Origin of the sequence: Streptomyces sp. SID8374, assembly GCF_009865135.1 — a bacterium.
In the GTDB taxonomy this organism is placed as follows: Bacteria; Actinomycetota; Actinomycetes; order Streptomycetales; family Streptomycetaceae; genus Streptomyces.
Map to the genome: position 1 here is coordinate 1753192 of NZ_WWGH01000002.1, position 12653 is coordinate 1765844.

General features: G+C 72.0%; 12 protein-coding genes and 1 pseudogene. 8 read left to right on the forward strand and 5 right to left on the reverse strand.

Translation table 11 applies throughout. The features are described from left to right. The first annotated feature begins 75 nt into the window (after window positions 1–75). Together GTY67_RS31095 and GTY67_RS31100 are read left to right on the forward strand one after the other, a co-directional pair. Window positions 76–1047, forward strand: a complete 972-nt coding sequence (locus tag GTY67_RS31095) for a GlxA family transcriptional regulator (RefSeq protein WP_202462406.1) — start codon at window positions 76–78, stop codon at window positions 1045–1047. A 26-nt stretch (window positions 1048–1073) separates the two neighbouring features. Beyond that, entirely contained in the window at window positions 1074–1709 is a 636-nt protein-coding gene (locus GTY67_RS31100; protein ID WP_161281241.1) for a DJ-1/PfpI family protein, read from the forward strand. Window positions 1710–1727: 18 nt separating this feature from the next. Here GTY67_RS31100 and GTY67_RS31105 read toward each other — a convergent pair whose 3' ends face one another. Further along, the gene (locus GTY67_RS31105; RefSeq protein ID WP_093689662.1) at window positions 1728–2492 is read right to left on the reverse strand and encodes an enoyl-CoA hydratase-related protein; all 765 of its coding nucleotides are present in this window, start codon (window positions 2490–2492) and stop codon (window positions 1728–1730) included. Window positions 2493–2573: 81 nt separating this feature from the next. Between GTY67_RS31105 and GTY67_RS31110 the strand changes: the two genes are divergently transcribed. Together GTY67_RS31110 and GTY67_RS31115 are read left to right on the forward strand one after the other, a co-directional pair. After that, window positions 2574–3251 carry a DUF308 domain-containing protein gene (locus GTY67_RS31110; protein ID WP_202462407.1) on the forward strand — a complete coding sequence of 226 codons (678 nt, stop codon included), beginning with the start codon at window positions 2574–2576 and terminating at the stop codon, window positions 3249–3251. A 146-nt stretch (window positions 3252–3397) separates the two neighbouring features. Beyond that, window positions 3398–3853, forward strand: coding sequence for an ATP-binding protein (locus GTY67_RS31115; protein ID WP_161281242.1), 456 nt, complete (start codon window positions 3398–3400; stop codon window positions 3851–3853). Window positions 3854–3880: 27 nt separating this feature from the next. Here the strand turns inward: GTY67_RS31115 and idi are convergent, their stop codons facing one another. The 4 genes and pseudogenes from idi to galE form a co-directional block, all read right to left on the reverse strand. After that, window positions 3881–4474 carry an isopentenyl-diphosphate Delta-isomerase gene (gene idi, locus GTY67_RS31120; RefSeq protein WP_161281243.1) on the reverse strand — a complete coding sequence of 198 codons (594 nt, stop codon included), beginning with the start codon at window positions 4472–4474 and terminating at the stop codon, window positions 3881–3883. A gap of 147 nt (window positions 4475–4621) precedes the next feature. Next, window positions 4622–5698, reverse strand: a pseudogene (locus GTY67_RS31125) (methyltransferase domain-containing protein). A gap of 266 nt (window positions 5699–5964) precedes the next feature. Next, window positions 5965–6906, reverse strand: coding sequence for a cation diffusion facilitator family transporter (locus tag GTY67_RS31130; RefSeq protein ID WP_093689658.1), 942 nt, complete (start codon window positions 6904–6906; stop codon window positions 5965–5967). 156 nt (window positions 6907–7062) lie between these two features. Beyond that, window positions 7063–8040, reverse strand: a complete 978-nt coding sequence (galE, locus tag GTY67_RS31135; protein WP_093689656.1) for a UDP-glucose 4-epimerase GalE — start codon at window positions 8038–8040, stop codon at window positions 7063–7065. A 316-nt stretch (window positions 8041–8356) separates the two neighbouring features. On the opposite strand from galE, the gene GTY67_RS31140 reads away from it, so the two are divergent. Genes GTY67_RS31140 through GTY67_RS31155 form a run of 4 tightly spaced genes read left to right on the forward strand, consistent with a single transcriptional unit; the run spans window position 8357 to window position 12651 of the window. Further along, window positions 8357–10111 (forward strand): DUF5941 domain-containing protein, encoded by a 1755-nt coding sequence (locus GTY67_RS31140; protein ID WP_093689654.1) that lies wholly within the window; start codon window positions 8357–8359, stop codon window positions 10109–10111. Further along, a complete protein-coding gene (locus GTY67_RS31145; protein ID WP_093689652.1) occupies window positions 10108–10845 on the forward strand; it encodes a phosphocholine cytidylyltransferase family protein in 738 nt (245 codons plus the stop codon). Before GTY67_RS31140 ends, GTY67_RS31145 begins: the two co-directional genes overlap by 4 nt. After that, window positions 10833–11894 carry an iron-containing alcohol dehydrogenase family protein gene (locus tag GTY67_RS31150; protein ID WP_093689650.1) on the forward strand — a complete coding sequence of 354 codons (1062 nt, stop codon included), beginning with the start codon at window positions 10833–10835 and terminating at the stop codon, window positions 11892–11894. Before GTY67_RS31145 ends, GTY67_RS31150 begins: the two co-directional genes overlap by 13 nt. Beyond that, the gene (locus GTY67_RS31155) at window positions 11872–12651 is read left to right on the forward strand and encodes a CDP-alcohol phosphatidyltransferase family protein (protein ID WP_109162575.1); all 780 of its coding nucleotides are present in this window, start codon (window positions 11872–11874) and stop codon (window positions 12649–12651) included. Before GTY67_RS31150 ends, GTY67_RS31155 begins: the two co-directional genes overlap by 23 nt. Window positions 12652–12653 lie beyond the last annotated feature (2 nt).

A 12653-nucleotide genomic window follows, 5' to 3' on the forward strand; every position in this document is an offset into this window, starting at 1 on the left:
CAGGCGCGGGGAACGGCGCGATGGCAGAAAAGGTGGGGTATTCGTCGTTGTGGCCATCACCGCCCGCCGCCCAGGATGGCAGGTGTGATCCAGCGAACCGTGCTCGTCGTCCTCTTCGACGGCGTCCAGAGCCTCGACGCGACCGGCCCGATGGAGGTCTTCGCCGGGGCCTCCCGGGCGCCGGGCGCCTCCTACGACCTGCGGACCGCCTCCCTCGACGGCGGCCCCGTCCGGGCCACCAGCGGGCTGACCCTGATGCCCGACAGCAGCCTGGCGGAGGCACCCGTACCGCACACCCTGCTGGTCCCCGGCGGCTACGGCACCCGCTCCTCCCACCCGGAGCTGACGGCCTGGCTGCGGGCCCACGCGCCACGGGCCGAGCGGCTGGTCTCCGTATGCACCGGGGCCCTGCTGCTGGCCGAGGCGGGCCTCCTGGACGGCCACCGGGTAACCACCCACTGGAACTACTGCGAGCAGCTCGCCCGCGACTTCCCCGACGTCCACGTCGACCCCGACCCGATCTTCGTACGGGACGGGAAGCTGGCCACCTCGGCGGGCGTCACCGCAGGCATCGACCTGGCCCTCGCGCTCGTCGAGGAGGACCACGGGCGGGACCTCGCGCTGACCGTCGCCCGCCACCTCGTGGTCTTCCTGCGCCGCCCCGGCAACCAGGCCCAGTTCAGCGCGCAGCTCAGCGCCCAGACCGCACAGCGCGAACCACTGCGCGAGGTCCAGCACTGGATCACCCAGCACCCGGACGCCGACCTCGCCGTGGACTCCCTCGCGGCCCGCGCCCGGCTCTCGCCCCGGCACTTCGCCCGCGCGTTCCGGGCGGAGACGGGGACGACCCCGGGGCGGTACGTCGACCGCGTACGCCTGGAGCACGCCCGCAGGCTCCTGGAGGACACCTCCGAGCCGGTCGAACGGATCGCCCGCGCCAGCGGCTACGGCACGCCCGAAGCCATGCGCCGCGCCTTCGTGAAGGCACTCGCCACGGCACCCGCCGAGTACCGCCGCCGCTTCCGTACGCCGATGTCCACCACCTGACCCGCCCGTCCACCGAAAGGCAGACCGTGCAGATCGCCATCACCCTCTTCGACCGCTTCACCGCCCTGGACGCGGTGGGGCCCTACGAGATCCTCAGCCGCGCCCCGGGCGCCGAGGTCGTCTTCGTCGCCGAACGGACCGGCCCCGTGGCCAACGACAGCGGCAGCCTGGAACTCGTCGCCCACAAGACCCTCGCCGAGGTCCCGGCCCCCGACCTGGTGATCGTGCCGGGCGGACCGGGGCAGAGCGACCAGATGGAGAACGGGACGCTGCTCAGCTGGCTGCGCGCGGCCGACGCCTCCACCACCTGGACGACCTCCGTCTGCACCGGCTCCCTGCTCCTCGCGGCGGCCGGACTGCTTCAGGGCCGGCGGGCCACCTCGCACTGGCTGGCGCTGGAGACCCTGAAGGGGTTCGGCGCCGAGCCGACGATGGAGCGGGTGGTGTTCGACGGGAAGTACGTCACCGCCGCCGGGGTCTCCTCCGGCATCGACATGGGCCTCACCCTGCTCGGCCGGATCGCGGGCGACGACGCCGCGCGCTCGGTGCAGCTGCTCACCGAGTACGACCCTCAGCCGCCCTACGACTGCGGGTCCCCCGAGAAGGCCCCGGCCGCCCTGGTCGAGGAGTGGCGGGCCCGGAGCCGCCACGTCATGCGGTAGGCCCGTCGTCCAGGCACATCACCGGGTAGCGCCCGTCGTATACGTGAAGTGCGGCACACGCCGCTCCAGGAAGGCGGCGACCCCCTCCGCGGTGTCGCCGCTGCCCTGCGCCTGCCCGGCCCAGTACGCGTCCCGCTCCTGCCGCCCCGCCGCGAACTCCTTCGCCGCCGCCTGCGTCAGCTGGGAGCGCGAGGCCAGCACCCCGGCATACGCCGCCACCCGTTCGTCCAGTCCGCCGGCGGGGAGCACCTCGTCGACCAGACCGGTGCGCAGGGCCCTCTCCGTGTCGATCAGCTCGCCCGAGAACAGCAGGTGCTTCGCCGTTGCCGGGCCGACCAGGGCGACCAGCCGCCGGGTGGAGGAGGACGGGTAGACGATGCCGAGCTTGGCGGGGGTGACGCCGAACAGCGCGCCCTCCTGGGCGAACCGCAGATCGCAGGCGGCGGCGAGCTGGCTGCCGCCGCCCACGCAGTAGCCGCGCACGGCGGCGAGCGTCGGCCGGGGGAAGGCGGCGAGCGCCTCCTCGGCCGACACCGCCAGCGCCTGGGCGTCCCCGGCGCTCTCCCGCAGCGTGGAGATGTCGGCCCCGGCGCAGAAGGTCTCGCCGGCGCCCGTCAGCACCAGCACGCGGACCGCCGGGTCGGCGGCCAGCCGCTCCAGCAGCTCCGGCAGGCTCCGCCACATCGCGGCGGTCATGGCGTTGCGCTTGGCGGGGTGGCTGATCACGACGGTGGCGATCCCGCCGTCGACGGAGCAGAGCAGCTGGGGTTCCGTACGGTCCATGCGCCGGATGCTATCCGCAGGGTTCGAACCTATGATCAAGAAGGGGTCGCGCAGCGGACACGCACCGTGAAGGAGCTGTCGATGAACGGACCCACCGCCGAAGGCCGGAAGCACGGACGCGGCACCAAGGGCGGGAAGCACGGAACCACCGCCGAGGGCAGAAAGCTCACCCGAAGTTTCAGCTGGCTCGCCCTGCTCGGCACGCTGCTGGTGATCGCCGGGATCGTCGGCCTCATCTACACCGGCGTCGCCACCCTCACCTCGATGCTGCTCTTCGGCTGGCTGCTGCTGATCGGCGGTCTCGTCGGTCTGGCGCACGCGATCGAGTCACGCGGCACCAACTACTTCTGGCTCGGCGTCGTGGTCGCCGCCCTGAACCTGGCCGCCGGTGTCGTGGTGATCCGCCACCCGGAGGGCACCGCCGAGGCGCTGACCATGTTCGCCGCGCTGCTCTTCCTGACGGGCGGGGTGTTCCGGCTGGTCGGCAGCGTCGTCGTCCGGGGGCCGCAGATGGGGTGGACGCTGCTCCAGGGCGCCTTCGGGCTGCTGCTGGGCCTGCTGGTGCTGTTCGACTGGCCGCACAGCAGCCTGTACGTGCTCGGCGTCTTCTTCTCGCTGGCCCTGCTCTTCGACGGCCTCGGCCTCATCGCCATCGGGGTCGGCGGCAGGCGTATCGTCAGCATGGTCTCGGACCGGCTCGAAGAATCCGGCCCGGCTACGGACAGTCCGCCCCAGGCCCCGGGAGACGGGCGGAAGTAGTCCGCCACCTGGCGCCATCGCGCACCTTCGGTCAAATAGCGCCGATACACAGCTATTTCCGATCAGTGGCACGGTATGGACCAAGCCATTCCCAACACTCTTTACTCGACGGTCAGTGCAGTGCGAGTGAGAGCTGGTGCCGGACGATGGAGAGCCCCGGGAGTGCCCCTGCCGAACCCGTGTCGTACGAGGGGGTGTGGCGCTTCACCGCCCCCGCCGTCGACGTGTCCGTGCCCCAGGCCCGGCACGCCGTACGCGACCTCCTCGGCCGCCAGGGCGTGCCGATCGAGGACGACATCCTCCAGGGACTGCTGCTGATCGTCTCGGAGCTGGTCACCAACGCGGTCAAGCACGCGGCGCTGCTCTCGCCGGAACTGGCGGTCGAGGTGGCCATCGGCGCCGACTGGGTCAGGGTCTCCGTCGAGGACAGCCACCCCTACCGGCCCACCGCGCTGGAGACGGACTACGCGCAGACGGGCGGCCGCGGGCTCCTGCTGGTCAAGGAGATCACCGCCGAGGCCGGCGGGACCTGCGACGTGGAGCACACCGCGAGCGGCGGCAAGACCATCTGGGCGGCGCTGCCGTTGAAGACGCAGCTCTGACCGCCCCGTACGCGATCCGCGCGAGGGTCACCAGCCCGCGGACGGACCCGTCAGCTCGCGGATCGCCGGACGCGCCGCGTCCAGCACCGTCATGAACCACGCCGAGAACGGCGCCCGCGCATGCCGCTCCGCCAGCTCCGCCGCCGTCACGAAGGCCGTATCGCCGACCTCCTCCGGGTCCGGCTTCAGCGCCTCCTGCGCCATCCCCACGAACAGGTGGTTGAACTCCTGCTCCACCAGGCCCGAGGCCGGGTCCGGGTGGTTGTAGCGGACCGTGCCCGCCTCGGCGAGCAGCGAGGGCGCGATCCCCAGCTCCTCGTACGTACGCCGCGCGGCGGCCGCGAAGGGGGCCTCGCCCGGGTAGGGGTGGCCGCAGCAGGTGTTCGACCAGACACCGGGGGAGTGGTACTTGCCGAGCGCCCTGCGCTGGAGCAGCAGCCGTCCCTGCTCGTCGAAGAGGAAGACGGAGAACGCGCGGTGCAGCTGCCCGGGGGCCTGGTGGGCCGCCAGCTTCTCCGCGGTGCCGATGGTGGTGCCGTTCTCGTCGACCAGTTCGAGCATGATCGCTTCTGCGGTGCCGTTCGACGAGCTGTGCGTCGCGGTGGCTGGTGTGGTCGGCATACCCATCCTTGTCTGTGGTCCCCGGCCTCGTGCGCCGGACCCCTCGAGTCCGGTCAAGTCTGCCGTACAAAAGCCGCTTGTCCGCACTTCGGGTCCGGGCATGTCCGCCCCGCCGCGCTCCTCGCGCACGCCGGGGCGGACGGGTCGTCAGACCTCCAAGGCCGCCGGATTGCGGATCATGCCCACCGGAACCGGAGCGGAATCGTCCAGCACCAGCGCCGTCACCGCCTCGTCCGGCAACCTCGAAACCGGGCCGGATCGAGTGGCGGGACGCCGGTACCGAGCCGAAGCGCGGGGTAGTGACCGGGGTGCCCGGGCACCCCCACGAGCGCCTCGCCGCGCACCCGTGCGCCATCGAGGACCGCCCGCACCACGGCCTGCCCGGCCCCCTGCCGCCGGTGGGCGGGCGAGGCCGTCACCGGGGCCTCCGCGAGCGCCGGGGGGTCACCGGCCCGGCACCGGATCGGCCGGGCGCAGCACGTACGCGGCATAGCCGTACTCCGCGCCGTACTCCCGCCGTACCGCCAGCTCCTCACGGGTGGCCGCGAGCGCCCACTCCATGCCGGGGACCGTCGGATCGGCGCTCTCCACCCGTTCGGCGAGCGGGACGTAGTACGTGTCCCAGTCGCTGTCGGGGTGGAGCAGGACCGCCGAGACCGCGCAGCCGGCGGCGACGGCCGCCGCGGTGGTCTCCGGCAGGGTGCGCAGGGAGCCGTTGCGCTCCCAGAAGGCGCGCGCCCCGGCCGAGGGCGCTTCGGTGGTCCAGACGCACTCGGAGACCATCATCGCGCCGCCCGGGGCGAGCAGCCGCTGCCAGTCGCGTACGGCGGTGGCGAAGCCGATGCGGTACGCCGACCCCTCGGCCCAGACCAGGTCGAAGGAGCCCGCCGGGAAGTCGGGGCCGGTGAGGTCGCCCATGTCGGCCCGGACCGTACGGACACGGTCGCCCAGGCCGCGCGCCTGAGCCGCCTCGTCCAGCTCGTCCAGGAACGGCCGGTGCAGGTCGACCGCGGTCACCTCGGCGCCCGCCTCGGCGGCGAGCAGCAGCGAGGCCCGGCCCGGACCGCAGCCCAGGTCGAGGGCGCGCGGACGGTCGGGGAGAGGGCCGGCCAGGGCGAGCAGCCGGCGCGTGGTGGCGTCGGAGCCGGGGCTCTGCCGGGGGAGACGGTGGTGCAGGGCGAAGAACGCCTCGGTGCGCGAGGCGTCGTCGATGTGGTCGGTCAACGTGGGAACCCTTGGGTGCGAGGGCTCCGGCCTGATCCGGGAAGAGGTGGACCCAGGGCGTGTCCGGCGGATCAGGGCCGGACACGCCCTGGCCGGAGACCCGGGAGATGAGGAAGGAGTGATTGCTGCGCCGGGAAGGTGTCGTCGCGACCGTCATCAACCTCAGCTCCTCTCGAAAAGGGCCCCGGTCCACCCGGGGCCGTCCACCGCGAGACTCGAACGTCTCGGCGAAACGCACCCGAGGGCCTGTCGTCACCGCACCCGGCTCAGTGGCACAGATGCGCCTCGTGCTCCGCGTGGCCGCTCGGCTCGAGCTGGAAGGTGCAGTGCTCCACGTCGAAGTGGTCCCCGAGGCAGCCCTGCAACTCGTGCAGCACCTTCTCGTGCCCTATCGAGTCCAGCATCTCCTGGCGCACCACCACATGGGCGGAGAGCACCGGCATCCCCGAGGTGATCGTCCAGGCGTGCAGGTCGTGGACGCCCAGGACACCGGGCAGCGCCGTGATGTGGGCCCGTACCTCCGCCATGTCCACGCCCTTGGGGGCCGCCTCCAGCAGCACGTTCAGGGTCTCCCGCAGCAGCTTCACCGTCCGGGGGACGATCATCAGGCCGATCACCAGCGAGGCGATCGGGTCGGCGGCCTGCCAGCCGGTCCCCATGATGATGGCCGCCGAGACGATCACCGCGACCGAGCCCAGGGTGTCCGCCAGCACTTCCAGATAGGCGCCGCGCACATTCAGGCTCTCCTTCTGCCCACGCATCAGCAGAGAGAGGGAGACGATGTTGGCCACCAGGCCGACCGCGGCGAACATGATGGCGAGGCCGCCCTTGGTCTCCGCCGGGGTGATGAACCGGTCGACCGCCTCGAAGATCAGGAAGCCGCCGACGCCCAGCAGCAGCAGACAGTTGGCCAGCGCCGCCAGGATCTCGGCGCGGGCGAAGCCGAAGGTGCGGTTCGGCCCGGCCGGCCGGTTGGCGAAGTGGATGGCCAGCAGCGCCATCCCGAGCCCCAGGGCGTCGGTGGCCATATGGGCGGCGTCCGCGATCAGGGCCAGCGAGTCGGAGAGCACCCCGCCGACGATCTCCATGACCATCACGCTCAGCGTGATGCCCAGGGCCACCCGGAGCCTGCCCCGGTACGCGGCGGCCGCCGTGCCGGTCGGAGGCGGCCCGCCGTGCGTATGCCCGTGATCGTGGCCAGCCCCCATGCGAAACGCCTCCAGCTCCGTGCGACAGCGCCCGGCGAAACCGCCCGACCACGCCAGTGAACTACGGGTGGGGGGTATCGGGCAACACGGCACTGAACACCGTTGTCATATGCTCTGACCTGCGGAAACGTTCCGCAGGTCAGAGCGCTGACGTGATCAGGTACGGACCTCCGGACGGCGCAGACGCCACCCCTCCCAGGCCGACTCCACCATCGACCTCACGTCCCGGCGGGCCGTCCACCCCAGCGCCTCGACCATCCGCGCGTCCGACGCCACCGCCTTCGCCGCGTCGCCCGGACGGCGCCCCTCCACCACCGGCTCCACCGCGTACCCCGTGACATCGAGGATCACGTCGATCAGCTCCCGTACCGAGACGCCCTCGCCCCGGCCGACGTTCAGCGTCAGATCGCCGCCCTCCAGCACCGCCAGCTTCCGGGCGGCGGCGAGGTGGGCCTCGGCCAGGTCCGCGACATGGATGTAGTCACGGATGCAGGTGCCGTCGGGCGTCGGGTAGTCGTCACCGAAGATCCGGGGCGCCTCACCGCGCGTCAGCCGGTCGAAGACCATCGGGACGATGTTGAAGATCCCGGTGTCCGCCAGCTCGGGCTCGCCCGCCCCCGCCACGTTGAAGTACCGCAGACAGGCGGTGGAGATCCCGTGCGCCTTCCCCGTCGCCCGCACCAGCCACTCCCCGGCGAGCTTGGTCTCGCCGTACGGGTTGATCGGCAGGCACGGCGTCTCCTCGGTGATGAGCTCCACATCCGGTACGCCGTAGACGGCCGCCGACGACGAGAAGACGAAGCGCCGCACACCCGCCGCGACCACGGCCTCCAGCAGCACGCCCAGCCCGGCGATGTTCTCCCGGTAGTACAGCAGGGGCTTCTCCACGGACTCGCCGACCTGCTTCTTCGCCGCGAGATGCACCACACCGCTCACCGCGTGGTCGGCCAGCACCCGGTCCAGCAGAGCCCGGTCCGAGGCCGAGCCCTTCACCAGCGTGACGGCCTCCGGCAGCCGGTCGGCGACGCCCGTGGAGCCGTCGTCGACCACCACGACCCGCTCACCCGCCGCGACCATGGCCCGCGCCACGTGTGCCCCGATGTATCCCGCCCCGCCTGTGATCAGCCATGTCATGACGGCCACCCTAAGCGTCGCGTCCACCCGGTCCGACCGGCGGTTTGTGGGCCGGGGCACCGATCGATGATGATGATCGCGAACGGAACCGGCGCGAGCAGGTCCACCCGAACGGCGCACAAACGGGTGGTGAACTCGGCCTTCCGTTCATCCGATAGCCTCAGCCGACACGCCGCCGGCCCGCCTTGTGGCCGTGCTGCCGTGTGTCGTCCTCGTCAGTGCCAAGGAGTGAGTTCGTCTGTCGACCGCCATTCTCACCGGTACGCCGGTACCCGGGTCGTCGCTCGCGGACGATCTGAGGTCCCTGGGCTTCGACGTGCTCAGCGCCGTCGACGCCGGTGACGCCGCAGCACTCCTCGCCGCCGTCCCGGCCGGCCGCCGGGTCGCCCTCGTCGACCCGCGCTTCGTGGGCCATGTCCACGCGCTGCGGCTCGGCCTGACCGACCCGCGCTTCGCCGCCGCCACCGTCCCCGGTGCCCTCACCGCGCAGCCCGAGGCCCGCGGGGCCCTGCTCCGCGCGCTGCACCGCACCACGGCCGCCGTCGGCGCGGGCGCCCCCGTCGTCGACCCGGAGACCGACCCGGCACCCGAGGACCGCACCGTCCCCGGCCGCATCGCCGTCGCGCTGGAGGCCGAGGGCACCGCTGTACAGCGCCCCGCCCTCGGCTCGCTCGTCGCGACCGTGCCCACCGACGCCGGGCAGGAGGCCGCCGCCGCGGCCGAGGTCGCCGCCGTCGACGACGAGGCGGTACGGCTGCGCAGCGCGGTCAAGGCCCACGACGGGTTCTTCACCACGTTCTGCATCAGCCCCTACTCCCGCTACATCGCCCGCTGGTGCGCCCGCCGCAACCTCACCCCGAACCAGGTCACCACCGCGTCCCTGATCACCGCGCTCATCGCGGCGGGCAGCGCGGCCACCGGCACCCGGGGCGGCTACATCGCCGCCGGGATCCTGCTCCTGGTCTCCTTCGTGCTGGACTGCACCGACGGGCAGCTCGCCCGCTACTCGCTCCAGTACTCGACGATGGGCGCCTGGCTGGACGCCACCTTCGACCGGGCCAAGGAGTACGCGTACTACGCGGGCCTCGCCATCGGTGCCGTACGCGGCGGCGACGACGTATGGGTCCTGGCGCTCGGTGCGATGGTCCTCCAGGCCTGCCGCCATGTCGTGGACTTCTCGTTCAACGAGGCCAACCACGACGCGGTCGCCAACACCAGCCCCACCGCCGCCCTCTCCGGCAAGCTGGACAGCGTCGGCTGGACGGTCTGGGCGCGCCGGATGATCGTGCTGCCGATCGGCGAGCGCTGGGCCATGATCGCGGTGCTCACCGCGTTCACCACCCCCCGTATCGTCTTCTACGCCCTGCTCGTCGGCTGCGCGCTGGCCGCCTGCTACACCACCGCCGGCCGCCTCCTGCGCTCGCTGACCCGCAAGGCCAGCCGCACCGACCGGGCCGCCCAGGCCCTGGCGGACCTCGCCGACTCCGGCCCGCTCGCCCAGGGTGTCGCGGCGGTCGCACCGGGACTGCGGGGCGCGTTCACGGCCCCGGCCGTCGCCCTGCTCGGCACCCTCGTGATGGTCGGCGCCGCGCTCCTCCTCCCGTACGGCAGCTGGCTCACCGTCGCAGCGGCGGCCGTGTACGTGGTCCTCTCCGGCCTCGCCGTCGCCCGCCCGCTCAAGGGCGCCCTCGACTGGCTGGTGCCGCCGTTCTTCCGGGCCGCGGAGTACGTCACGATCCTCGTGCTGGCCGCCCGCAGCGACGTACCGCACGCCGTTCCGGCGGCCTTCGGGCTGGTTTCGGCCGTCGCCTACCATCACTACGACACGGTGTACCGCATCCGCGGAGGCACCGGCGCGCCGCCCCAGTGGCTGGTGCGGACGATCGGTGGACACGAGGGCCGCACCGCGCTGGTGGCCGTCCTCGCCGCCGTACTCACCCACGCCTCAGGTTTCACCACGGCCCTCACCGCCCTCGCGGTGGCCGTGGCTCTGGTGGTGCTCGTGGAGTCCATCCGCTTCTGGGTGTCCTCCTCGGCCCCCGCCGTACACGACGAAGGAGAACTCGCATGATCGGCCTCGTACTGGCAGCCGGTGCAGGACGACGTCTGCGCCCCTACACGGACACGCTCCCCAAGGCGCTCGTCCCTGTCGACGGCGACAAGACGGTCCTCGACCTCACGCTGGCCAACTTCGCAGAGGTCGGACTCACCGAGGTCGCGATCGTCGTCGGCTACCGCAAGGAGGCCGTCTACGCGCGCAAGGCCGAGCTGGAGGCGACGTACGGCCTCACGCTCACGCTCATCGACAACGACAAGGCTGAGGAGTGGAACAACGCCTACTCCCTGTGGTGCGCCCGTGACGTCATCAAGCGCGGCGTGATCCTCGCCAACGGCGACACCGTCCACCCGGTCTCCGTCGAGAAGACCCTCCTGGACGCCCGCGGCAAGGGTCAGAAGATCATCCTCGCCCTGGACACCGAGAAGAGCCTCGCCGACGAGGAGATGAAGGTCATCACCGAGGAGGGCAAGGGCGTCCAGCGCATCACCAAGCTGATGGACCCGGCCACCGCGACCGGTGAGTACATCGGCGTCACCCTCATCGAGGCCGAGGCCGCCGAGGAGCTCGCCGACGCGCTGAAGACCACCTTCGAGCGCGACCCCGACCTCTACTACGAGGACGGCTACCAGGAGCTCGTCAACCGCGGCTTCACCGTCGACGTCGCCCCCATCGGCACCGTCACCTGGGTCGAGATCGACAACCACGACGACCTGAAGAAGGGCCGGGAGATCGCGTGCCAGTACTGACCCGGCTCATTCCGTCCCCGGTCGTCGTCGACATCCGGCGCGGCGCCATGGACGATCTGGCGGGTCTCCTGGCCGATCAGCGGATCTCCTCCTCGGGCAAGCTCGCCATCGCGATCAGCGACGGCTCCGGGCGTGCCCTGCGGGAGAGGCTGGCCCCGGTCCTGCCGGGTGCCGACTGGTACGCCGTCGCCGACGGCACGATCGACTCCGCGGTGAAGCTCGCCGACGGCATCAAGGGCAACCGGTACGACGCGGTGGTGGGCCTCGGCGGCGGCAAGATCATCGACGTGGCGAAGTACGCCGCGGCGCGGGTCGGGCTGCCCATGGTCGCCGTCGCGACGAACCTCTCGCACGACGGCCTGTGCTCGCCGGTCGCCACCCTGGACAACGACAACGGGCGCGGCTCCTACGGTGTCCCCACTCCGATCGCCGTGGTCATCGACCTCGACGTGATCCGTGAGGCGCCCGCCCGCTACGTCCGCTCCGGCATCGGCGACGCGATCTCGAACATCTCCTGCGTCGCCGACTGGGAGCTGGCCCACGAGGTCAACGGCGAGGAGATCGACGGCCTCGCGGCCGCGATGGCCCGCCAGGCCGGCGAGGCCGTGCTGCGCCACCCCGGCGGGGTCGGCGACGACGCCTTCCTCAAGGTGCTGGCCGAGGGGCTCGTGCTCACCGGCATCTCGATGTCGGTCGCGGGCGACTCCCGTCCGGCGTCCGGTGCCTGCCACGAGATCAACCACGCCTTCGACCTGCTCTACCCCCAGCGCGCGGCCAGCCACGGCGAGCAGGTCGGCCTCGGCGCCTGCTTCGCCATGCATCTGCGCGGTGCCCGCCAGGAGTCCCTCCTGATGGCATCGATACTGCGCCGCCACGGTCTGCCGGTCCTGCCGCAGGAGATCGGGTTCAGCGTCGACGAGTTCGTGAAGGCCGTCGACTACGCGCCGCAGACGCGCCCGGGACGCTTCACGGTCCTGGAGCACCTCAACCTGTCCACCGACCAGATCAGGGACGCGTACGCCGACTATGCCTCGACCATCAGTAGCTGAACTCCGTCCGGTCGTGCACCCCCCGGGGGTGAAGGACCGGCGCAGCGGCGAGCACTGGGCCGGCCGCATGTACATGCGTGAGGTCTCCCTGCGCGTGGACCGCTACCTGGTGAACACCCGGGTCACCCCGAACCAGGTCACGTACGTGATGACGCTGGCCGGAGCCCTGGCCGCCCCGGCCCTGCTGGTGCCGGGCATCTGGGGCGCGGTGCTCGGTGTGGTGATGGTCCAGCTCTACCTGCTCTTCGACTGCGTGGACGGCGAGCTGGCCCGCTGGAAGAAGCAGTACTCGCTCAGCGGCGTCTACCTGGACCGGGTCGCCGCCTATCTGTGCGACGCGGCGGTGCTCGTCGGCCTCGGCCTGCGTGCCGCCGACATCTGGGGCGAGGGCCGGACCGACTGGCTCTGGGCGTTCCTCGGGACCCTCGCCGCACTCGGCGCGATCCTGATCAAGGCCGAGACGGACCTGGTCGGCGTGGCCCGCCACCAGGGCGGGCTGCCGCCGGTCAAGGAGGCGGCGTCCGAGCCGCGCTCCTCCGGCATGGCGCTGGCCCGCCGGGCCGCCGGGGCGCTCAAGTTCCACCGGCTGATCCTCGGCATCGAGGCCTCGCTGCTGATCCTCCTGGTGGCGATCCTCGACACCATCGGCGGCGACCTCTTCTACACCCGCCTCGCCACCGCCGTCCTGGCCGGCATCGCGCTGCTGCAGACCCTGCTGCACCTGGTGTCCGTCCTGGCGTCCAGCAGGCTGAAGTGACC